Here is a 21,545-nt window from a genome sequence, read left to right as displayed (position 1 = left end):
CTCCCTGTATCCACCCGGGTACCCGTCCCGGCGTCGGCACCGGCAGCGGTGCCGTCACTCGTCCGAAGTTTATACGTTTCCTTAACTTCACAAATTTGTGAAAGTAGCGTACGTTCAAAATCATGACGAAGGCAATCACCGTGGCCGGACTGCACAAGTCGTTCGGCCGGACGCATGCGCTGGACGGGCTCGACCTGACCGTCGAGTCCGGTGAGGTCCACGGCTTTCTCGGGCCCAATGGGTCGGGGAAGTCCACGACCATCCGGGTACTGCTGGGCCTGCTGCGTGCCGACTCCGGCGCCGCCCAGCTGCTCGGCCGCGACCCCTGGCGCGACGCGGTGGAGCTGCACCGGCGGGTGGCCTACGTCCCCGGTGACGTCACGCTGTGGCGCAACCTCTCGGGCGGCGAGGTGATCGATCTGTACGGGCGGCTGCGCGGCGGGCTGGACGACGCCCGCCGCGCCGACCTGGTGGAGCGGTTCGAGCTCGACCCGACGAAGAAGGGGCGCACGTACTCCAAGGGGAACCGGCAGAAGGTCGCGCTGGTCGCCGCGTTCGCCTCCGATGTGGACCTGCTGATCCTGGACGAGCCGACCAGCGGGCTGGACCCGCTGATGGAGGAGGTCTTCCAGAGCTGCGTCGCCGAGGAGCGCGAGCGCGGGCGCACGGTCCTGCTGTCCAGCCACATCCTCAGCGAGGTCGAGTCGCTCTGCGACCGGGTCAGCATCATCCGCCAGGGCCGGACGGTGGAGACGGGGTCACTGGCCGGGATGCGCCATCTGACGCGGACGAACATCAAGGCCGAGCTGGCCGGTGAGCCCGAGGGGCTGGCGGGCCTCCCCGGTGTGCACGATCTGGACGTGCGGGGGTACGAGGTCTCGCTCCAGGTCGACACGGACAAGCTCGACGCCGTCCTGAGATCGCTCACCGCGTCCGGGGTGCGTTCGCTGACCAGCACCCCGCCCACGCTGGAGGAGCTGTTCCTGCGGCACTACACGGCGGATACGGGGACCGCGGCGGACGCGGGGGCCGGACCGGGCGCGAAGGCCGGGACGGGAGTGGTGGCGCGATGACCGCCGTGGCCGTGCCCGCACCGGCCGGCACCGGGCGCCGGACCGGGACCGGCACCGGACAGCTCGCGGGGACCTGGGCCCTGCTGAGGCTCGCTCTGCGGCGCGACCGGATCATCATGCCGCTCTGGGTGCTCGTGCTCGGCGGCTCGTTCTCCTCCGTCGGCAAGTCCATCTCCTCGCTCTACGGCACCGAGGCCCAGCGCGCCGCCCTCGCCGCCTCGATGAACGGCAACAGCTCCCTGCGCGCGATGTACGGGCCGGTGTTCAGCGACTCCGTCGGCGGGCTCGTCAGCTGGCGCATGATCGCCTTCGGCGCCGCGCTGGCCGCGGTGATGAGCCTGGTGATCGTCGTACGGCACACCCGCGAGGAGGAGGAGACCGGCCGTCAGGAGATGCTCTCCTCGGCCATGGTGGGCCGCCGCGCCCCGCTGACCGCCGCCCTGCTCGCCGCCGTGACCGCCAATGCCGCGCTGGCCCTGGTGATCATGGCCGGGATGGCCGGGTCGGGGGCGGGCGGGGCCGGGGCGGTGGCGATAGCGCTGGCCGTCGCCGGGGTCGGTGTGCTGTTCGCCTGCACCGCCGCGATCGCCGCCCAGTTCACCGAGAGCGCCCGGCTCGCGAAGGGGCTGACCGCCGCGGTGGTCGGCGCCGCGTTCGTCCTGAAGGCGGCGGGCGATTCCGCGACGGACGACGGTTCGTCCGTCTTCACCTGGCTCTCCCCGATCGGCTGGGCCGAGAACGTCAGACCGTACGCGGACGAGCGGTGGTGGGTGCTCCTGGTGATCGCCGGCGCGGTGGCGGTGCAGTGCGCCGCGGCGTACGTACTGGCGGGGCGGCGCGATGTCGGCATGAGCTTCCTGGCGACGCGGCCGGGGCCTGCCCGGGGCAGGATCTCCACCGCCTTCGGCCTCGCCCTGCGGCTCCAGCGCGGTGCGCTGCTGGGGTGGACGGTGGCGTTCGGCGCGGTCGGTGCCGTCTTCGGCGGGCTGACGGGCGGGGCGGCCGATCTCGTGGGGGACAACGAGAAGACCAAGCAGATCTTCGAGCGGATGGGCGGCCAGGCGGGTCTGACCGACGCGTTCCTCGCCTCGATGGTCTCCGTGCTCGGCACGGTGGCGGCGCTGTACATCGTCTCCTCGGTGCTGCGTCTCCACCACGAGGAGACCGGCGGACGGGCCGAACCGGTGCTGGCAGGCGGGGTCGGCCGGATCGGCTGGGCGGCCGGTCATCTGTTCATCGCCTTCGGCGGCGCGGCCCTGATCATGGCGGCCGGCGGCCTCGGTCTCGCCGCCGGGTACGGGCACGAACTGCCCGCCGTGCTCGGCGCCGCACTGGTACAACTGCCCGCCGTCTGGCTGCTCGGCGGGGTGACGGTCCTGCTGTACGGGGCGCTCCCGAAGGCCGCCTCGGCCGCCTGGGGGCTGGTGGGGATCTGTCTGGCGCTGGGCTGGATAGGACCGGCCCTGGATCTGCCGCAGCCGGTGATGGACCTGTCGCCGTTCACGCACCTGCCGAAGCTGCCTGGGGCGGAGCTGGTGTGGGGTGCGGTGGTCCTGCTCACCGTGCTCGCGGCCGCCCTCACGGCCGGCGGTCTGGCCGCGCTGCGACGGCGCGACATGCTGAACTGAGCGCCACGGCCCGCAACCCCGGGGCTCCCCGCAGGCGTCCCCGCCGATATGGACATCGGTACGAACGTTGGTACGGGCACCGGTCGGGACGGGCGGCGGGAGAGCCGGCGGGAAGCCCTCAGCGGGATTGCCGGGTTCGCCGTGGCCGCAGCCGGGGCGACGGCCGGAATGCTCGTCTGGGCGCCCTACGCGCGGCGCGGGCTGTTCGGCAGCATCGAGGGCCATTCCGAGTGGGACGTGCTCTGGCACGGGCTGCCGGTCATGACCCTCGGCGGTGTCGCGGCCGCGCTGGGCACGCTGTGGCTCGTCCGGGGGAGGTGGCTCGGGGCCCTCGGCTTCGGGGCGCTCCTCGCGGTACTGGCCGTCGTCGGGGTGACGTTCGGCGTACTCGACGGGCCGCCGCCGCCGTGCGGGTCGGTCTGCTGAGGACGCACCGGTGGCCGCACCCGGCCCGCACCCGGGGCGCGGGGCCCGGTACGGCGGGCCGGGACCCCGGCCCGTCCGCTCACAGCTCGACGCGCAGCTCCTTCACACCCCGGATCACGTAGCCCGGGTTCCACTCCGGCTCCGCGGCCAGCCGCATGCCCGGCGCCTTGCGCAGCAACTCCCCGAAGGAGGCTGCCAGTTCCACCCGGGCCAGCGGGGCGCCCAGACAGAAGTGGATGCCGGCGCCGAAGGTGATGTGCGGGTTCTCCTGCCGGGCGAGGTCCAGCGTGTCCGGGTCGGGGAAGCGGGCCGGGTCGCGGTTGGCCGAGCCGAAGAGCAATGCCACCTCGGAGCCGCGCGGGATGACCGTGCCGCCGATCTCGATGTCGTCGAGGACCCAGCGCTCGAACATCTGGAGCGGGGTGTCGTAGCGCATCAGCTCCTCGATCGCGGACGGCAGCAGCCCGTGGTCGGCCCGCAGCGCGGCCAGCTGCTCGGGGTGGCGCAGCAGGGTCCACCAGCCGTTCACCGTGGTGTTGACGGTCGCCTCGTGTCCCGCGTTCAGCAGCAGCACGCAGGTGGAGACCATCTCCTGCTCGGTCAGCCGCTCGCCCTCGTCGTGGGCGGCGATGAGCGCGGAGATCAGATCCGTCCCCGGATCGCCGCGCCGCTGGGCGATCAGCTCGCGCAGGTACGCGGAGAAGTCGACCGAGGCGCGCACGGCGGCGCGGGCGGTCTCCTCGGACGGGTTCAGCTCGTACATTCCGCAGATCGCCGCCGACCAGGGCCGCAGCGGGGCGCGGTCGGACTCCGGGATGCCGAGCATCTCCGCGATCACGGCGACGGGCAGCGGCTCCGCCACCGCCGTGAGCAGGTCGCCCCCGCCCTGCGCGACGAAGTCGTCGACGAGCCCGGCGGCCAGCCGCCGTACCGTCGGCGCGAGCTGCTCGACGGTACGCGGGGTGAACGCCTTGGAGACCAGCCGCCGGATCCGGGTGTGGTCCGGGGGCTCCAGATCCAGCAGCCCCTGCCCGTTGAGCGTCTCGAACGGCTCGTGCTCGGCGGGCGGCGCGGTCCGGCCGAACTCCTCGTGCGTGAACCGGTGCAGATACGTCCGCCCCAGCCGCCGGTCGCGAAGCAGTGCGGACACATCGGCGTGGTGCGGGACGAGCCACTGGTCGGTGGGCTCGAAGTAGTGCGCCCGACCGGTGGCACGCAGCTCGGCGTAAGCGGGGTACGGGTCGGCGACGAAAGCCGCCGACCACGGGTCGAAGGGGGCGGCGGGGCCGGAGGCGGCACGCGGGGGCTGGTTCATGAACCGACGCTAACCGGCCACCCGCCACCGGACCAGCCCCCACCTGCCGGTACCGCACCCCGCCCTGTCTCGGCCCTGCCCCGCCCCACCCTGTCTCCCCCTGTCCCGCCCCGCCCCGTCCCCTCCCGTCCCGGCCCGTCCCGGCCCGCCCCGTCCCGGCCCGCGTCTCAGGCCGGTGTGACCAGCCGGGCCTCGTAGGCGAAGACGGCCGCCTGCGTGCGGTCGCGCAGGCCCAGCTTGACCAGGATGCGGCTCACATGGGTCTTGATCGTGGACTCCGCGACCACCAGGTGCGAGGCGATCTCCCCGTTCGACAGGCCCTGGGCGATGAGGACCAGCACCTCCGTCTCACGCTCGGTGAGGTCACCGATCCGGGCGAGTGCGGGCGGGCGCGGGCCGGCCGCGAGCTTGGAGAACTCGTTGATCAGCCGCTTGGTGACAGTGGGGGCGAGCAGTGCCTCGCCGGAGGCCACCACCCTTACCCCGTCCGCGAGTTGCCGGGCCGAGGCGTCCTTGAGGAGGAAGCCCGAGGCGCCGGCGCGCAGCGCCTGGTAGACGTACTCGTCGAGGTCGAAGGTGGTCAGCACCAGTACTTTGGCGTCCCGGTCGGCGGCGACGATCTCGCGCGTCGCCTCGATCCCGTTCAGCTCCGGCATCCGGATGTCCATCAGCACCACGTCGGGGCGGAGGGCGGCGACCTGCGAGACCGCCTCGCGGCCGTTGACCGCCTCGCCCACCACCTCGATGCCCGGCATCGCGTTGAGCAGCACCGAGAACCCCTCGCGGACCATCATCTGGTCGTCGACGATCAGTACGCGGATCGTCGCGTCCGGGGCAGTCGCCGCGTCCGGGGCCATCGTCATGCCTGCTCCACAGGGGTGTCGGAGGGGGTGTGCTGGACGGGGATGAAAGCGGTGACCTCGTAGCCGCCGTCCGAGGTCGTCTCGGCGGTCATCTCACCGTTCAGCATCCCGACCCGCTCCCGCATCCCGGTGATCCCGTGCCCGGCCCCCGGCGAGGGCTTCACCGGGCCGGTCGGCGGGCCGTTGACGACACGCAGTCCGAGGCCGCCCAGCACATAGCCGATCTCGACCTCGGCGGCGGCGCCCGGCGCGTGCCGCAGGGTGTTGCTGAGGGCCTCCTGGATGATCCGGTACGCCGACAGCTCGACGCCCTGCGGCAGTTCGCGCACCGCGCCGGTCACCGTCTTGCGCGTCGCCAGGCCCGCCTCCCCGACGTTGGCGAGGAGACGGTCCAGCTCGGCCAGGGTGGGCTGGGGCGCGTCCGGCGCCTCGTAGCCCTCGGCGCGTACGACGCCGAGCACCCGGCGCAGTTCGGTGAGCGCCGCGACGGCGTTCTCCCGGATCGTGATGAAGGCCTGCTCCAGCTCGGGCGGCGGATTCTCCACCCGGTACGGGGCGGCCTCGGCCTGGATCGCGACGACCGACATGTGATGGGCGACGACGTCGTGCAGTTCGCGGGCGATGGTGGTGCGCTCCTCCAGGAGTGTGCGGCGGTCGCGCTCGACGGCGGTGACGGTGCGCTGCACGGTGACCTCGCGCTCCGCCTCCCGGCGGATCTGCACCAGGCTCACGACGAGCAGCGCGAACGCGGACGCCACGGCCATGGCCGCGGTGTCCGAACCGGTGCCCCGGCCGACCACGTTCTCCACGAGCGTGCCGAGCAGCAGGGTCAGACCCCACATCCAGGCGGCGGTGCGCGGCCGGGTCCGGGCCGCGACGAGGTTCAGCACGGCCAGGTGCGCGAAGAAGGAGCTGGGCCCCCACGGCCCGTCCCCGCCGCCGAGGACCGCGGTCAGCGGGATCAGCGCCATCGACAGCCAGAACGCCCCGATCGGCCTGATCAGCGTCATCGCGATGCAGAGGGCGGGCAGCAGCCCGGACAGCAGGACACCGGCGTTGCCGGTGCTGGCGAAACCCTGCATGAACGCGATCAGCGCGGCCCCCAGCACCACCGCGTGGGGGGTCCAGCCGGCACGGGCCCGCAGCCGCTCCGGCAGCCGCCGGGTCAACGGCCCGTCGGTCCGCATGGGCGGCAGCGGGCGGTAGGCGAACGCGTCATGGATCAGGTCCTGCCGCAGGCCCGCCATCGCACCCGCGGCGGCCTGGAGCTCGGGGCTTCGGGTCTTGGTCTCGGTCACGCTTCCACGGTAGGCGGCGCGGCGGGCAGGGTCGTCAGCACAGATACGGATCCTGGACCGTCCGTCGCAAGTACTACCCGGGTCCGCCCGGCCGCCCGCCGAGGGCCCCGCCCGGTCCCGCTGCGGGGTTCACCAGGCCAGCTGGGCGATCTCCTCGGCCACCACGGCGCACGCGTCGGCCGCCGGATCGATCAGCGGGAAGTGCCCGACGCCGGGCAGCAGGGTCAGCCCCACCGTCTCGCCCTCCTTCGCCGCGGCATCGACGAACGCCTCGACGACGGCCTGCGGAACGGTGAGGTCCACGGTGCCCTGCACCACGGCGGTCGCGATGCCGGTGGGCAGCAGCTGCGCCGGGTCGGCCTGCGCGCTGCGGGCGGCGAAGTCCTCGTCGGTCCCCAGGAACTGGCCGATCGCGCCGGAGCACACATCGAGTTCGACCGCGGAGGCGAAGTCCGCGATCGGTGCGAGCGCCACCACACCGCGCAGCGCGGGCGGACGCGGCAGCCGCCACGGCGACCCCTCCGGCAGCACGTGCCGCGCGGCCGCCCACAGCGCGAGCTGCCCGCCCGCCGAGTGCCCGGTCACGACGATCCGCCGGGCGTCCGCCGAGGGCAGCTCCCGCGCCAGCAGCGCCGGCAGCGCGTCCATCGCCGCCGCGACGTCGTCGAAGGTCTCCGGCCAGCGGCCCGCGACCGGGCCCGAGCCGCGCTGCTGCGGGATCTCGCTGCCGCGCCGGTACTCGACGCTGGCGACGGCGAAACCGCGCCGGGCCAGGAAGCCCGCGAACGGGGACAGGTGGAGCCGGTCGTACGGGGCCCGCCACGCCCCGCCGTGCAGGACGACCACGACGGGCGCGCCGGTGCGCCCGTCGTACGGGGCGTAGAAGTCGATGGTCTGGTCCGGGTGGCTGCCGTAGGCGGCGGAGGCATCGGGGGCGAGCACCGGATGCGAGAACGCGGACTCGGTCTCGGCTGCGTCCTGATCACGCGCGGCAGAATCCGACATGCTGCTCCAACCGTCCCTGACAATGCCCAACTGGGCTGACCTGCGGGGACGGTATCAGTACGGAGGCGCTCCCTGCCGCCGGTGCCGGGGCGGGAACGGAATCGCGGGAGGCTCTCCCTGTCACGGTGGCGGTCACCGCCGCCGCTCGCCCCGCGACGGGGGCGGAACCCGTCCGGCGACCGGGGCGAGCCGGTCGCCGGACTGACCCGGGAGCCTACGCCACCGGGGCGGCCGAACCGTCCAACACGTCCGCGAGCAGCCGCGCCGCGCGTTCCGCGTCCGCGAATCCCACGTACAGCGGGGTGAATCCGAACCGCAGCACGTCGGGACGGCGCAGGTCACCGACGACTCCGCGCGCGATCAGCGCGGCCATCACCGGTTCGGCGTCCTCGCACCGCAGCGCGACCTGACTGCCGCGTTCGGCGTGGGCGGCCGGGGTGACCGAGGTGACGCGCCCCTCGGGGACGTACGCCGCGACGCACTCCAGGAAGAAGTCCGTCAGCGCCAGCGACTTGGCCCGTACCGCCTCGACCCCGACCCCGTCCCACACGTCGAGGGACGATTCCAGGGCCAGCATGGACAGGATGTCGGGGGTCCCGACCCGGCCCCGTACGGCGCCTTCGGCGGGCTCGTAGCCGGGGGTCATCGCGAACGGGTCGGCGTGCGAGGTCCACCCCGGCAGGGGCGAGTCGAACACCGCCTGGTGGCGGGCCGCGACGTACAGGTACGCGGGCGAACCGGGCCCGCCGTTGAGGTATTTGTACGTGCAGCCGACCGCCAGGTCCACCCCGTGCCGGTCCAGGTCCACGGGCAGGGCGCCCGCGCTGTGGCACAGGTCCCAGACCGCGATCGCACCCGCCGCGTGCACGGCGGCGGTGAGCGCGGGCAGGTCGTGGAGCCTGCCGCTGCGGTAGTCGACGTGGTTGAGCAGGACGGCCGCGGTGCGCGGGCCGAGGGCGGCCGTCACGTCGCCGGGGGCGACCGGGACGATCCGGTGACCGGTCATCCGGGCGGCGGACGCGGCGATGTAGCCGTCGGTGGGGAAGGTGTTCGCGTCGACCAGGATCTCGTCGCGGCCCTCCGGCGCCAGCCGGGTCGCGGCGACGACGGCCTTGAAGACGTTGACGCTGGTGGAGTCCCCGACGACGATCTGGCCGGCGGCGGCCCCGACGATCGGGGCGATCCGGTCACCGATCCGTTCCGGCGCGGTCCACCAGCCGCTCTCGCTCCAGGACCGGATGCGCAGCTCGCCCCACTCGCGGGCGAGGACCTCCTGCAGCCGGGCGGGCACGTGCCGGGGCAGGGCGCCCAGCGAGTTGCCGTCCAGGTAGACGGTGTCGTCGAGGGTGAACAGCTCGCGCAGCGGGGCAAGTTCGTCGGCGGTGTCGAGCGCCCGTGCGCGCTCCTGGAGGTCAGACATGGCTGCGGGCCGTCCAGAGCTCAGGAAAGACGTTCTTGGTGGCGCGCTTCTCCAGCCAGGCGACACCGGCCGAACCGCCGGTCCCGGTCTTGGAGCCCATGGCCCGCCGGGTAGCGACGAGGTGGTCGTTGCGCCATCGCCAGACCAGCTCACCGACATCCGTGAGCGCCTCACCGAGCCTGACCAGCTCGTCGTTCTGGTCGGGGTTGGCGTAGATCTCCGCCCAGACGGCCTCGACCTCGGGCGACGGCTCGTACTTCTGGCTGAGGTCGCGGCCGAGCACGGCCTGCGGGACGGCGTGGCCGCGCCGGGCCAGGAGCGCGAGGGTCTCGTCGTACAGCCCCGGCTCACCGAGCGCCTTCTCCAGCTCGGCGTGCACGCGGGGCGCACCCCGGTGCGGCACGAGCATGGACGCGGACTTGTCGCCGAGCAGGAACTCCATCCGCCGGTACATCGCGGACTGGAAGCCGGAGCCCTCGCCGAGGGCGGACCGGTAGGAGTTGAACTGGGCGGGGGTGAGCTGGGCGAGCGGCGTCCAGGAGCCGTTCAGCGCCTCCAGCTCGCGCACGGACCGCTTCAGCGCGTCCCGCGCGACGGGAATCCGGTCCTCGCGCAGGGCGTGCGCGGCGGTCTCCCACTCATGGACGATGACGGTGAACCACAGCTCCATGACCTGGGTGGTGACCAGGAAGACCATCTCGCCCGGGTCGTCGGAGCGAAGGTGCTGGAGGTGGGTCAGGACATCCGCCTGGACATAGTCCTCGTACGGAGTCGTGCCCGCGAAGTCGAGGTGCGGGGTCGCCGCACCGGTGGCTTCGGGGTCGGGGGGAATCGTCGACATCGCTGTCTCCTCGACACGAGCTTCCGGGTAGCGGTCCGCCCCTTCCATGAGGAAGTGGAGCTCCGGTCCCCTGTTCGCATCCTAAACGGCACCCCGGGGAACGCGCAGACCCCGCGGACGCCGATGCGTCCGCGGGGCCGGTGGGGCGGGTGCCGTCTAGCCGAGGGTCTCGGCCGCGGTCGGGGAGGAGTCGCGCAGGAACGCCGAGCAGCGCTCGTACTCCTCCTTCTCGTCGATCGCCTGCGCGGCGCGCGCCAGGGCGTGCAGGGCGCGCAGGAAACCTCGGTTCGGCTCGTGCTCGAACGGCACCGGGCCGTGGCCCTTCCAGCCGGCCCGGCGCAGCGCGTCCAGGCCGCGGTGGTAGCCGGTACGGGCGTACGCGTACGACTCGATGACCCGGCCGCCCTCGAACGCCTCGTCGGCGAGCTGCGCCCAGGCCAGGGAGGAGGTGGGGTACTTCGCGGCGACCTCGGCGGGCGCCACGTCCGCGGCGAGCAGTTCGCGCGGTCCCGGTTCGTCGGGCAGATGGGTCGGGGCGGGGCCCCCGAGCAGGTTCTCGTGGATCGACATGGTCCAAGTGTGCCTGGCACCGGCGCCGCCGGTGCACAAACGGCGGGCGCCGGGGCGCGGGACGCCCGCCCGAGGGCCCGGAGGCGTGCTCCCCGGCCCCTCAGGCCTCGTCCGCCCGGCGGGCCGCTTCCGGGGCCGGTTCCAGCGGCGGGGCGGCGACACCGCAGTTCACCGTGCACTCGGGGCGTGCGGTGTCCTGGACGGCCGCGTGGGGCGTGCGGACGGTCGCCCAGGCGATCGCGGCGCCCACCACGAGCAGCCCGGCGCACATCGGCATGGCCCGCCGGAACGTCGCGGCGAACTCCCCCGCGTCCCGGTAGGCCTCGGGCCCCATCCCGGCGAGCAGCGGCAGCGCGGCCACCGCGATCAGCCCGGCGGCGCGGGCCGCGGCGTTGTTGATCCCGCTGGCGAGTCCGGCCCGGCCGGTGTCCACGGAGGCCAGGACGGTCGCGGTGAGCGGGGCCACCACGGTGACCAGGCCGACGCCGAGGACGGCGACCGCCGGGAGTACGTCGGTGAGGTACCCGGAGACGGTGTTCGACCCCGGCCCCACGCGCAGCATCAGCAGCATGCCGGTGGCGGCGATCAGCGGGCCGACGGTGAGGGGGATGCGGGGGCCGATGCGCTGGCCCAGCTCGCCGGACCTGGCCGAGAACAGCAGCATCAGGACGGTCGTCGGCAGCAGTGCGGTGCCCGCGCCGAGCGCCGAGTACCCGGCCACGACCTGCAACTGGATGGCGGAGAGGAAGAAGTAGCCGCCGAGCGCCGCGTACACGCAGAGGGTGACGATGTTGACGTTGGTGAACTGCCGGGACGCGAAGACCGACGGCGGCAGCATGGGGTTCGCGCGGCGCCGCTCGACCTGGACGAACACGGCGCCGAGCAGCACCCCGCCGACTGCCGCCCCGATCACCAGCGGGGAGGCGCCCATCCCCGGCGCCTCGATCAGCGCGTACGTGACCAGCGCGAGGGCGAGCGCGCCGAGCGCCGCCCCGAGGACATCGAAGCGGCCGCGCGCGTACGGGTCGCGGGACTCCGGTACGTGGCGCAGCGCGATGGGCACGCAGACGGCGGCGAGCGGCAGGTTGAGCAGGAACACCCACCGCCAGCCCGGTCCGTCGACGAGCCAGCCGCCCACGAACGGCCCGACGGCGGCCCCGACCCCGCCGAACCCGGACCACAGCCCGACCGCGCGGGCCCGGTCGTCCGGGTGGAAGCTCGCCTGGATCAGCGCCAGCGACCCGGGGGTGAGGAGCGCCCCGCCGACGCCCTGGAGGGCGCGGGCGGCGATGAGGACGAAGGCGTTGGGCGCGATGCCGCAGAGCAGTGAGGCGAGGGCGAACCACACGACGCCGATGACGAAGACCCGCCGCCGCCCGTACCGGTCCCCGAGCGCCCCGCCGAGCAGGATCAGCCCGGCGAGCGTCAGCATGTACGCGTTGACGGTCCACTGGAGCGCGGCCAGGTCGGTGCTGAGGTCCTCACCGATACGGGGCAGGGCGACGTTGATGACGGTGGAGTCGAGCATGGCCATGCTCGACCCGAGCACGGTCGTGAGGACGACCCAGCGCCCGGCAGCGGAGGCAACCCGGATGCCGGGCCCGTCCGCCTCTGACTTCTCCATGCCCCCAGCATCGACGCCACCGCCCCAAGAGGCCACCGGAAAACTCAAGCCCAGCAGCCCACCAACTCAACCCCAGCCAGACAAATCAAGCCCCTCCGGCGATTGAGGAGCGGGGGCCCGGGGGCAGCGCCCCCGAAACCGGCCCGCGCCACACCCCCACCCGCCCCCGCTACGCGCCGACGACCCGTACCGCCTGCACCCCCCGGATCAACGCATCCACCCCCGCCTCCACCTTGCTCCGCGCGCACCCCACGTTCAGCCGTACGAAGCCCTCCGCCCCGTACACGCTCCCCGGCATCACCGCGACCCGCTCCCGCTCGATCAGCACCCGCTGGAGCGCCTCGTCGTCCTCGACGCCCGCCTTCCGCAGGTCGATCCAGGCCAGGTAACCGGCCTGCGGCGGCTCCCACCCCAGTTCCGGGAAGGCCGCGTTCAGGCGTTCCGCGACGAAGTCCAGGTTCCCGGTGACGTACGCGCGGACCGCGTCCAGCCACGCCCCGCCCTCCCGGTACGCCGCGATGTGCGCGGTCAGCGAGAGCACCGCCGGCGAGGCGAGCCCCTCTGCGGTCTGCATCCGGCGCAGGAACTCCGTCCGGTCCTCCGGCCGGCCGATGAGCCCGTAGGACCCCGTCAGCGCGGGGAAGTTGAACGACTTCGACGCGGACGTGATGACCGCCCAGCGCCCGTCGCCCGCCACCCGCGTCCACGGCACGTGCCGGCGCCCGCCGTGCACGAAGTCCGCGTGGATCTCGTCGCTGATCACCGCCGCCCCGTGCCGCGCGGCGAGCGAGGCCATCTCCGCGAGCTCGGACTCCGTCCACACCCGGCCGGTGGGGTTGTGCGGCGAGCAGAGCAGCAGGACCTTGCTGTCCGCGCGGGCGAGCTCCCGCTCCAGCGCGTCCGGGTCCCCCAGCGGCACCCCCCGGAGCTCCCGCCCGAGCCCGGTGATCGCCTTGCGGAAACCGTCGTAGGTAGGAGTGTGGACGACGACGCCGTCCCCTTCGGACGTCCACATCTGGAGCAGCTGCGACAGCTGGCTGAGCACGGACGGCGCGTACACCAGACCGCCGGTGTCGATCGTGGTGTCGTAGCGGGTCTCGTACCAGTGGGCGATCGCCGAGCTGAAGTCGTCCTGCTGCCAGTCGGTGTACCCGAACACTCCGTGGTCGATACGGGCCCGCAGGGCGGCCAGCACCTCGGGAGCCGTCGCGAAGTCCATGTCCGAGATGGTGAACGGCAGCAGCCCGTCCACCCCGAACCGGTCGGCCACCCCGTCCCACTGGACGCACCAGGTGCCGCGGCGGTCGATGACGGTGTCGAAGTCGTAGGACGTGCTCACAGCTGTTTCCTCGGATCGTCGTTCCTGCCGGGTGCGGACATGCCGTGGGCCCGGCACCCCAAGGGATGCCGGGCCCACACACACAGCCGTACGGGACTACTTCAGCTTGGTGCCGGTGGACCGCAGGTTGGCGCAGGCCTCCGTGACGCGCTTGGCCATGCCCGCCTCGGCGGCCTTGCCCCAGGTGCGCGGGTCGTAGGTCTTCTTGTTGCCGACCTCGCCGTCGACCTTCAGGACGCCGTCGTAGTTGCGGAACATGTGGTCCGCGACCGGGCGGGTGAAGGCGTACTGGGTGTCGGTGTCGAGGTTCATCTTCACGACGCCGTTCTCCAGCGCGGTGGCGATCTCCTCGGCGGTGGAGCCCGAGCCGCCGTGGAAGACGAAGTCGAACGGCTGGCTGCCGGCCGGCTTGCCGTACTTGGCGGAGACGCCGACCTGGAGGTCCTTCAGGAGCTCGGGGCGGAGCACGACGTTGCCCGGCTTGTAGACGCCGTGCACGTTGCCGAAGGACGCGGCCAGCAGGTAGCGGCCCTTCTCGCCCAGACCGAGCGCCTCGGCGGTACGCAGCGCGTCGTCGACGGTCGTGTACAGCTCGTCGTTGATCTCGTGCGTGACGCCGTCCTCCTCACCGCCGGTCGGGGTGATCTCGACCTCAAGGATGATCTTGGCGGCGGCGGCCTTGGCCAGCAGCTCCTGGCCGATGGAGAGGTTGTCGGCCAGCGTCTCGGCCGAACCGTCCCACATGTGCGACTGGAACAGCGGGTTCAGACCCTTGGCGACGCGCTCCGCGGAGACCTCGATCAGCGGACGGACGTACGTGTCCAGCTTGTCCTTGGGGCAGTGGTCGGTGTGCAGCGCGACCGTGATGTCGTACTTGGCGGCGACGATGTGCGCGAACTCGGCCAGGGCGACGGCGCCCGTGACCATGTCCTTGTTGTACTGGCCGCCCAGGAACTCAGCCCCACCGGTGGACATCTGGATGATGCCGTCGCTCTCGGCCTCCGCGAAACCGCGCAGCGCAGCGTGCAGGGTCTGGGTCGAGGTCACGTTGATGGCCGGGTAGGCGAACTTGCCTGCCTTCGCCCGGTCGAGCATCTCGGCGTAGACCTCGGGGGTTGCGATGGGCATCTGTCCGCTCCTTGGGATGTGCGGGTGTGCGTTGCTGGTTCCCTGACCTGGGGGCGACGTCATCGTCGCCCCCATCTTCCCAGACTCTCGGTTCGGCTCCACCCAGCGGATCCCCCCGTATTCGGGGCCACCCCGGAGCGGGCACACGACGAGGGCGGCCTGTTTCACGTGAAACAGGCCGCCCTCGTAAAAAACAGCAGGTCAGGACAGGTCGAGGTCCGCGACCGAGTACACGTGGACGTACGGGAGACCCGCCTCGGCAATGGCCGGAGCCGCACCCCGCTCCACGATCACGGCGACGGCGACGACCTCGCCGCCCGCCTCGCGCACCGCCTCGACGGCGGTCAGCGGCGAGCCGCCCGTCGTCGAGGTGTCCTCGACCACCAGACAGCGGCGGCCCTTGACCTCGGCGCCCTCGATCCGGCGCTGCATCCCGTGCGCCTTCTGCGCCTTGCGGACGACGAACGCGTCCAGCTCCTGGCCGCGGGCGGCCGAGGCGTGCAGCATCGAGGTGGCGACCGGGTCGGCGCCCAGCGTCAGCCCGCCCACGCAGTCGTAGTCCAGCTCCGCGGTCGCGTCGAGCATGACCTGGCCGACCATCGGAGCAGCCTTGCCGTCCAGCGTGATGCGGCGGAGGTCGATGTACCAGTCGGCCTCCAGGCCGGAGGAGAGCGTCACCTTGCCGTGCACGACGGCCTTGTCCTTGATCTGCTGCAGCAGCTCAGCGCGTACGTCTGTCATGGCTACGAGGATAAGGCGCCCACCAGCGGCCCGTGCCCGGCGCCCGCGCCCGGCGCCCACGCCGGCGGGCTCAGAGCCTGCGCCAGCTCCACGTCGCCGCGATCTCCAGCGGATCGACCGGGGTGACGTAGCGGGGCGCGGTGTTCAGTCCGTTCGGCGGGCCCGACTGCGGTTCCACGCAGACCGCCTCGGCCTGCTCGTCGTAGACCACGACCCACTCGGCCCGGCTCTTCACACTCAGCTCCAGCTGCTGCGGCCAGGTGAGGGTGACGTCGACGCCGTCGGGCATTCCGAAGGCGTCGTCCCACGGGCCGTCCAGCGGCGGGATGCGGCGGCCGGTCGGCAGATGGTCCTCGCCGCGCTCCTCCTGCCAGGCCGCGTCGAAGGCGAGCGCGACGTCCTCGCCGCCGAGGTTGCGCCGGAACCAGGGGTGCCAGCCGGCCTGCGCCGGGAAGGAGTCCGCGTACGTCTCGATGCCGAACGCCAACGTGAGGGAGTCCTCGGTCAGTTCGAAGGTCTGCGACACCCGGCCCGGGTACGGCCACGGCTCGGCCAGGTCGTAGTGGAACGAGGCCTGCGTACCGGTATCCCGGTCGGTCTGCCAGGCCGTGTCTCGGCCCGTGCCGTGAATGGCGTGCGGCGGAGCGGTCAGCGGCATCTGGTGCAGGACACCGCCGTTGCGGAACCGGCCGTTCTCCGTGCGTCCGCACCACGGCACCATCGGGAAGCAGCCGTACCGCTCCCCCTGCCGCAACAGTTCGGTACCGCCGATCCGCAGGCTGCTGATACGGCAGCCGTTGGCGGGGCTCACGGTCAACTCTGCGTCGCCGGCGGACAGCCGGACGTCCTTCTCGCTGCTGCTCACACGAGGACACTACTGGCGCGGCTACCTCCGGCGCCGCAGCGCCCGGCCCACCACCACGGCGGAGGCCAGGGCGAGCGCGGCCGCCGGGGCCACCCAGCGCAGCGTGGCGCCCGCACCGCCCGAGCCGGGCGCCGGCACGGGTGCGTACCGGCCGCGCGGCGGGGCGTGGTCGACCTCTTCGGCGCTGCGCCCGATCATGGTGCGCCGGGCATGCGCGGCCTCGGCCGGGGGCCCGTCCGCAACGGTGAACTCGATGCCGGCCACCGCGTCCAGCGAGGACGGCGGCACCGGGGCGTCGAAGACCGAGGCCCCGTCCGGCTGCGGCTCACCGCCGGGTGCCTCACCGCCGGGTGCCTCGTCGGGGGTGGCGTCATGCGTGGTCGGGGCCTCCGCGACACCGGTGTCGTCCGCCTCTTCGGCGGCCTCCTCGATGGCCTTCTCCACCGCCTCCCCGACGGACCGCTCCTCGGCATCCTCGACGGACGCGCCCGCGGACTCGTCCTCGACGGACTCCTCGGGCCGCTCCCCGGAATCGTCTCCGTGCGCGGCGAGCGCCTCCGTCACCAGCTGCTGCGCGAACCGGTCCAGCAGCCGGTGGGCCGCGGCGAGCGCTGCCGCCGCCTCCAGCTCCGCCAGGCGGCCGTCGCCGCTCGCCGTGCCCTCGAACGCGATCGCCGTACCGCCGTCCCGTTCGCTCAGGCGGACGGTCAGGGCCAGCTCGGCCGAGCCGGTGCCGCGCGCCTCCACGCCCTCGCCCGCCACCGAGACGGTGTACGCGGAGGCGTCGGCCGGGCCGTCCGCCGCCGGGCCGTCGTCCGCCTGCGCGGTGATCCGCAGCGCGCCCCGGTAGGTGATGGTGTGGCCGCCGACCCGCACCTTGAGCCGGCCGGCCAGCGGGCCCGCGGACGCCTCGGCGTCCTGCTGAAGCCCCGGCACGCAGCGCGCGACCCGGGCAGGGTCGCCCAGCGCCCGACGAAGGACGGGGACCGGAACCGGAACGAACACCTCATGCTCCATGGAAACCGAGCCTACTCAGCCCCGGCCGCCACGTCAGCGCTTCGCCCCTCCGGAACCCCTCACACCCCCCGCGAAACCTCCGGCCCGGCCCCCGCTCCGGCCCGCATCCGGCCGGCCCCCGCTCACGGCTCGTCCCAGTACCTCGGGTGCACCAGGGTCGAGGGGGCCAGCCCCGGCAGCCGGCCGGACTCCGCCCGCCGCCCCGCCTCCCTCAGCGCCGCATCCGTCAGGGACCTCAGCTCCGGCGCCTCCGGGTCCAGGCCCAGCGCCGGGGCCCGGCCGAGCCCGGCGAGCACGAAGCCCCAGCCGCCCACCTGGGTGCCGCCGCCCGCCGCCCGGTCCGGGCCCGCGTCGAAACCGGCGTAGCGGCCGCCGATCCGGTAGGTGCGGGTGTGCAGCCCCGCCGCCCGCATCGACGCCTCGACCGTCCAGTAGGTGTGCGGCCGGCCGACCGGCGGCCCGCCGTGCACCACCAGCCGCCCGCCCGGCGCGAGGGCCTCGGAGACCAGGCCGTAGAACTCCGCCGAGTAGAGCTTCGTACTGGCCGAGATCCCCGGATCGGGCAGGTCCGAGATCACCGCGTCGTAGCGCCCGTGCGCCGCCCGCAGCCAGGTGAACGCGTCCCCGGTGACGGCCGTCAGCCGGGGGTCCCGGTACGCGTGCGCGTTCAGCGCGGAGAGCGCCCGGTCCGTACGGGCCAACCGGGTGACGGCCGGGTCCAGCTCCACCAGCGTGACGCTCCGCACCCCGGGGTAGCGCAGCACCTCGCGGGCCGCCAGACCGTCGCCGCCGCCCAGGATCAGCACCCGCGCGTGCGGCCCGTTCATCACCGGGTGCACCAGCGCCTCGTGGTAGCGGTACTCGTCGCGCGAGCTGACCCGCAGCCGCCCGTCCAGGTAGAGGTCCAGGGAGCTGCGGCCCGCGCCGGTCAGCACCACCTCCTGGACGTCGGTCTGCATCGCGACCCGCACCTGGTCGCCGTACACCGCGCGCCTCGCCGCCCGCTCGAAGTCGTCGGCCAGCACCGCGACCGTGGCCAGCAGGGCGATCACCGTCACGTTGACCACGATGAGCAGCCACCGGGACCGGCAGCTGAGGTCCCGCCGGAACACCCACATCACCAGCGCCCCGCCCGCCGCAGCGTTGACCGCGCCGGTGAGCAGCGCCCCGGTGAGCTGCCCGAGCATCGGCAGCAGCAGGAACGGGAACGCCAGCCCGCCGACCAGCGCCCCCACGTAGTCCGCGGCGAACAGATCGGCGACGGCCCCGCCCGCGTCCTGCCGGTCGACGCGCTGGATCAGCGTCATCAGCAGCGGGATCTCTGCACCGATCAGCACCCCGATCGCCAGCGAGAAGCCGACCAGGGCGTACCGCGACTCCCCGATCCAGGCGAACGTCGCGTAGAGCACCAGCGCGGAGGAGCCGCCGACCAGGGCGAGCGCCGCCTCGATCAGCCCGAAGCCGACCGCGGCCCGGCTGCATAAACGTTTCGCGAGCAACGAACCGATGCCCATGGCGAAGACCATCACCGAGAGCACGACGGATGCCTGGGTGACGGAGTCACCGATCAGATAGGAGGCGAGCGCGACCAGTTCGAGCTCGTACACCAGACCGCAGGCGGCGCAGACGAAGACCGCGGCCAGCACGAGGTAGCGGCCGGTCCTCGGCCGTACGGGAAGCCGCGCCGCGCCCCCTCGCAGCGACACCTGCTGGTCGATCATGCCGCGAACGCTACGTGACTGGAACGTCGCCGTTTGTCACCCACAAGGGTGTAAGTGGCTCAGCGGCAAGGGAGTTCGCCACCGAGCCGGTGACGGAGTCGGCCCCCGTCACACCACGGCCGCCGGCATCCGCACGCCCACCCGGGTGCGCGTCACCACCAGTTGTCCCTCCTGCGGGTACGCGTGCCAGGTGCGCCAGCGCACCTGCCCCTCGGTCCGCTGGGCGAGCATGGCGGTGAAGGCGTGCGGGCTGCCCGGGAACGTCCCGGCCAGGCCGTGGGGATGGTCGGCGACGAGCGCCAGGAGCTCCTGCGCGCGCCCCGCGAACGAACCGGCGCCGAGCGTCTCGACGCGGGCCGCGAACTCGTACTCCCACTCCCCGAGCCGCTTGGAGACGCCGAGGGGCAGCGGGGTGCTGCTGCCCGGCATACAGGCGACGGTTTCGGAACAACTGCCGTTGTCCTCCTCCAGGAGGACCTGATGGGAGGCGCCGAGCAGGCGCAACTGGAGTTGCGCACCGGCGAGATGGAGATCCAGCACGGCGAGCGCCGGGAGCGGTTCACGCCCCAGCGCCCAGGCCAGATCGGCGGCACGGGTGTCGGAATAGGCCGTATGGAGGGTCGTGAGCATGGGTCGGCTCCGCAAAACACACATGGACACATGGACAGGGGGACGCCCCCGACGTGCTGCACGTGGGAGGTGAGGAGCGCCCGATCAGGTCCAACTGGGGTCCGAGGGCTGAATGTTCTCTCCACCGAGGGAATCACGAACTAAGCCGCACTCGCAGTGTTTTTACCCAACTTGACGTGGTTTCCATCCCCTCGGGGGCCTTCCGGTTCACCTGTTCACCGGCGACTCGCCGCAAGGCCACGTAAAAAGGTGTCCGGCGGGACCGGGGCCGTCCGGGCCGCCGCGCAGCCCCGCCCCCGATCCCGCCGGACACCTCCACCGGCACCGGGCCTTCGTACGCCCCGCCCGGCTGCGGACCAGCTGCCCCGTGTCAGCTGCCTCCGCCGCATCCGCCCCCGCCGCCACCGCACGACGAACCGCCGCCGCACGAGTGGCCGCCACCGCAGGAGTGGCCACCTGAGTGACCGCCGCCCGAGTGGCCCCCCGAGTGACCGCTGCCGCCGCCGCACGACGAACCGCCCCCGCCGCCGCTCGCCCACCAGCTGCCGCCCGCCGCACTGCCACCGGCAGTGCCGCGCCGGCGCTTGTTCCCGGCCAGTGACTTGTTGCGCTTCGCCGTGTCCGCCATCGACGCGACGAGAACCAACACCGCCACGACCATGAGCACGAGTACCGCACCGATCGCCAGCTCCACCGACCTCACGTCCTTCCGTCCCCCGAAGCGAGTCCCCCGCTTCGCACCGGTTCCTGCGTGGAGGGGGGATTCCCTCGCCCCCGTTCGGCCAAAGCAGACTTGAGCAACTCCAGAGCTTCCGCGCAGGATGGCGGTCATGACACAGGGACGACCGCTGCTCAACCGCCGCCTCGCCGAGTTCGGCACGACGATCTTCGCGGAGATGTCCGCGCTGGCCGTCCGCACCGGCGCCATCAACCTCGGCCAGGGGTTCCCGGACACCGACGGCCCCGAGGAGGTCCGCGAGGCCGCCGTCCGCGCCCTGCGCGCCGGCCACGGCAACCAGTACCCGCCGGGGCCCGGGGTCCCCGAACTGCGCACCGCGATCACCGAGCACCAGGCCCGGCGCTACGCCCTGACGTACGACCCCGACACCGAGGTCCTGGTCACCGCGGGCGCCACCGAGGCCGTCGCCGCCTCGATGCTGGCCCTCCTGGAGCCCGGCGACGAGGTCATCGCGCTGGAGCCGTACTACGACTCCTACGCCGCCTGCATCGCCATGGCGGGCGCCACCCGCGTCCCCGTCACCCTGCACCCCGAGCCCCCCACCGGCAGCTACCGGCTGGACCTCGACGAGCTGCGCGCGGCCGTCACCCCCCGCACCCGGCTGCTGCTGCTCAACACCCCGCACAACCCCACCGGCACCGTCCTGACCCGCGAGGAACTCGCCGCGATCGCCGCCCTGGCGTGCGAGCGCGACCTGCTCGTCGTCACCGACGAGGTCTACGAGCACCTCGTGTTCGAGGGCGAGCACCTGCCGCTCGCCTCGTTCCCCGGCATGCGCGAGCGGACGGTCACCATCAGCTCGGCGGGCAAGACGTTCTCGTTCACCGGCTGGAAGGTCGGCTGGATCACCGCGAGCCCGGATCTCGTGACGGCGGTGCGCTCGGCGAAGCAGTTCCTGACGTACGTCTCCGCAGGCCCGTTCCAGTACGCGGTCGCCGAGGCGCTGCGGCTGCCCGACAGCTACTTCGACGCGCTGCGCGCGGATCTGCGGGCCAAGCGGGACCTGCTGAGCGGCGGACTCGCCGAGGCCGGTTTCCAGGTCTACCGCCCGGCCGGCACGTACTTCGTCACCACCGACATCCGCCCGCTGGACGCCGCCGGCGACGGCTTCGCGTTCTGCCGGTCGCTGCCGGAGCGGTGCGGGGTGGTGGCCGTGCCGAACGCCGTCTTCTACGACCACCGGGAACAGGGCGCGCCCTTCGTCCGCTTCGCGTTCTGCAAGCGCACGGAGGTGCTGGAGGAGGCCGTCTCGCGGCTGAAGGGGCTGTGACGGAGCCCGGCGCGGGGAACGGTCCGGTGGCC

The 21,545-nt window shown here is 73.1% G+C and carries 20 protein-coding genes; 4 read left to right on the top strand and 16 right to left on the bottom strand.

Going from position 1 to position 21,545, the window contains the following annotated elements; translation table 11 throughout:
• Positions 1-122 precede the first annotated feature (122 nt).
• Genes EDD93_RS11820 through EDD93_RS11810 form a run of 3 tightly spaced genes read left to right on the top strand, consistent with a single transcriptional unit; the run spans position 123 to position 3,127 of the window.
• A complete protein-coding gene (locus tag EDD93_RS11820; RefSeq protein ID WP_123525119.1) occupies positions 123-1,073 on the top strand; it encodes an ABC transporter ATP-binding protein in 951 nt (316 codons plus the stop codon).
• A complete protein-coding gene (locus EDD93_RS11815; protein WP_123525118.1) occupies positions 1,070-2,701 on the top strand; it encodes an ABC transporter permease in 1,632 nt (543 codons plus the stop codon). Before EDD93_RS11820 ends, EDD93_RS11815 begins: the two co-directional genes overlap by 4 nt.
• A 48-nt stretch (positions 2,702-2,749) precedes the next feature.
• Complete coding sequence (locus tag EDD93_RS11810; protein WP_123525117.1) at positions 2,750-3,127, top strand: hypothetical protein; 378 nt, start codon at positions 2,750-2,752, stop codon at positions 3,125-3,127.
• A gap of 79 nt (positions 3,128-3,206) precedes the next feature.
• On the opposite strand, the gene EDD93_RS11805 is transcribed toward EDD93_RS11810, so the two are convergent.
• The 16 genes from EDD93_RS11805 to EDD93_RS11730 form a co-directional block, all read right to left on the bottom strand.
• Positions 3,207-4,442, bottom strand: coding sequence for a cytochrome P450 (locus EDD93_RS11805; RefSeq protein ID WP_123525116.1), 1,236 nt, complete (start codon positions 4,440-4,442; stop codon positions 3,207-3,209).
• A gap of 167 nt (positions 4,443-4,609) precedes the next feature.
• Positions 4,610-5,299, bottom strand: a complete 690-nt coding sequence (locus EDD93_RS11800) for a response regulator transcription factor (protein ID WP_123525115.1) — start codon at positions 5,297-5,299, stop codon at positions 4,610-4,612.
• Between the two features lie 2 nt (positions 5,300-5,301).
• On the bottom strand, positions 5,302-6,552 hold the full coding sequence (locus tag EDD93_RS11795) for a histidine kinase (protein ID WP_185092481.1): 1,251 nt from the start codon (positions 6,550-6,552) through the stop codon (positions 5,302-5,304).
• A 180-nt stretch (positions 6,553-6,732) separates the two neighbouring features.
• Positions 6,733-7,608: a S9 family peptidase gene (locus EDD93_RS11790; protein ID WP_123525113.1), complete on the bottom strand. Its 876-nt coding sequence runs from the start codon at positions 7,606-7,608 to the stop codon at positions 6,733-6,735.
• 214 nt (positions 7,609-7,822) lie between these two features.
• Positions 7,823-9,028: a kynureninase gene (gene kynU / locus EDD93_RS11785; protein ID WP_123525112.1), complete on the bottom strand. Its 1,206-nt coding sequence runs from the start codon at positions 9,026-9,028 to the stop codon at positions 7,823-7,825.
• Entirely contained in the window at positions 9,021-9,869 is an 849-nt protein-coding gene (locus tag EDD93_RS11780; RefSeq protein WP_123525111.1) for a tryptophan 2,3-dioxygenase family protein, read from the bottom strand. Before EDD93_RS11780 ends, kynU begins: the two co-directional genes overlap by 8 nt.
• A 156-nt stretch (positions 9,870-10,025) precedes the next feature.
• A complete protein-coding gene (locus EDD93_RS11775) occupies positions 10,026-10,439 on the bottom strand; it encodes a DUF3151 domain-containing protein (RefSeq protein WP_123525110.1) in 414 nt (137 codons plus the stop codon).
• Positions 10,440-10,539: 100 nt separating this feature from the next.
• Positions 10,540-12,063: an MFS transporter gene (locus EDD93_RS11770; RefSeq protein WP_123525109.1), complete on the bottom strand. Its 1,524-nt coding sequence runs from the start codon at positions 12,061-12,063 to the stop codon at positions 10,540-10,542.
• A gap of 169 nt (positions 12,064-12,232) precedes the next feature.
• Positions 12,233-13,402, bottom strand: a complete 1,170-nt coding sequence (locus EDD93_RS11765; RefSeq protein ID WP_123525108.1) for a MalY/PatB family protein — start codon at positions 13,400-13,402, stop codon at positions 12,233-12,235.
• Positions 13,403-13,498: 96 nt separating this feature from the next.
• Positions 13,499-14,530, bottom strand: a complete 1,032-nt coding sequence (gene fbaA / locus EDD93_RS11760) for a class II fructose-bisphosphate aldolase (protein WP_123525107.1) — start codon at positions 14,528-14,530, stop codon at positions 13,499-13,501.
• 201 nt (positions 14,531-14,731) lie between these two features.
• Entirely contained in the window at positions 14,732-15,271 is a 540-nt protein-coding gene (gene pyrE / locus EDD93_RS11755) for an orotate phosphoribosyltransferase (protein WP_123525106.1), read from the bottom strand.
• Positions 15,272-15,341: 70 nt separating this feature from the next.
• Positions 15,342-16,136, bottom strand: coding sequence for an aldose 1-epimerase (locus EDD93_RS11750; RefSeq protein ID WP_123525105.1), 795 nt, complete (start codon positions 16,134-16,136; stop codon positions 15,342-15,344).
• Positions 16,137-16,157: 21 nt separating this feature from the next.
• The gene (locus EDD93_RS11745) at positions 16,158-17,153 is read right to left on the bottom strand and encodes an SRPBCC domain-containing protein (RefSeq protein ID WP_260255693.1); all 996 of its coding nucleotides are present in this window, start codon (positions 17,151-17,153) and stop codon (positions 16,158-16,160) included.
• 122 nt (positions 17,154-17,275) lie between these two features.
• Positions 17,276-18,874: a polyamine aminopropyltransferase gene (locus tag EDD93_RS11740; RefSeq protein ID WP_123525103.1), complete on the bottom strand. Its 1,599-nt coding sequence runs from the start codon at positions 18,872-18,874 to the stop codon at positions 17,276-17,278.
• Positions 18,875-18,982: 108 nt separating this feature from the next.
• A complete protein-coding gene (locus EDD93_RS11735; protein WP_185092283.1) occupies positions 18,983-19,504 on the bottom strand; it encodes a DUF2617 family protein in 522 nt (173 codons plus the stop codon).
• Between the two features lie 370 nt (positions 19,505-19,874).
• Complete coding sequence (locus EDD93_RS11730) at positions 19,875-20,198, bottom strand: hypothetical protein (RefSeq protein ID WP_185092282.1); 324 nt, start codon at positions 20,196-20,198, stop codon at positions 19,875-19,877.
• Between the two features lie 136 nt (positions 20,199-20,334).
• Between EDD93_RS11730 and EDD93_RS11725 the strand changes: the two genes are divergently transcribed.
• Positions 20,335-21,513: a pyridoxal phosphate-dependent aminotransferase gene (locus EDD93_RS11725; RefSeq protein WP_123525101.1), complete on the top strand. Its 1,179-nt coding sequence runs from the start codon at positions 20,335-20,337 to the stop codon at positions 21,511-21,513.
• Positions 21,514-21,545 lie beyond the last annotated feature (32 nt).

The sequence above is a fragment of the Streptomyces sp. 840.1 genome (assembly GCF_003751445.1).
Classification (GTDB): domain Bacteria; phylum Actinomycetota; class Actinomycetes; order Streptomycetales; family Streptomycetaceae; genus Streptomyces.
This window is presented reverse-complemented; position numbering and strand designations above follow the sequence as displayed.